This is a genomic window from Micromonospora sp. LZ34, from assembly GCF_052981855.1.
This window is the reverse complement of the sequence record NZ_JBRIQN010000172.1, coordinates 1-728: the sequence shown is the minus strand read 5'-3', so window position 1 is coordinate 728 and position 728 is coordinate 1. Positions and strand designations below refer to the sequence as shown.

Sequence of the window (728 nt, the reverse complement as noted above, 5' to 3'; positions counted from 1 at the left end):
TGCCGACGTGGCGGCTGGTCCGCTACGCCGACGACTTCGTGGTCCTCGTCCACGGAACAGAGGACCACACGGCCGCGCTACGCGAGGACGTCGCCGCCGTGCTCGCTCCGCTGGGCCTGCGCCTGTCGCCGGCCAAGACGCGGATCGTGCACATGCGCGACGGGTTCGACTTCCTCGGCTTCCACATCCGGTGGCGCCGCAAGCGAGGCTCGAACCAGTGGCACGTGTACACGTTCATCGCCGAACGGCCGACCCGGTCGCTGAAGGCGAAGATCCGAGCACTGACCCGCAGGACATCACAGCAGGACCTCCGGTCCGTGCTGACCCGGCTCAACCAGGTCATGCACGGCTGGGCCAACTACTTCCGGCACGCCGTCGCCAAGCACACCTTCCACACCCTGGACCGGTTCGCCTGGCAACGGCTGATCAGGATGCTGATGCATCGGCACCGCTGGAACTGGAAGGCCGTCCGCAGACGATTCACCACGCCAACCGGCAAGTGGCTACCCATCAACGCGGACGGGACCGAGTACCGACCGATAGCGGCCACCCCCGTGACCCGCTACCGCCGGCGCATGATCCCCAGCCCCTGGCCTGCGACCGACAACGCCTGACGACAGCAACCGTGGAGAGCCCGTTGCGCGGAGACGCGCACGGCGGGTTCGGCGAGCGGCCTGGAGAAACGGACCAGCGGCAACGCTGACACCGCACTCCAGGCCGACTCAACT

1 protein-coding gene is annotated in these 728 nt (G+C 68.0%); it reads left to right on the top strand.

Features of this window, described 5'->3' with window-relative positions; all coding sequences use genetic code 11:
* The coding region (locus tag ACVCAH_RS38000; protein ID WP_447141033.1) for a group II intron maturase-specific domain-containing protein at positions 1-614 on the top strand (614 nt) is incomplete at its 5' end.
* Positions 615-728: the final 114 nt, after the last annotated feature.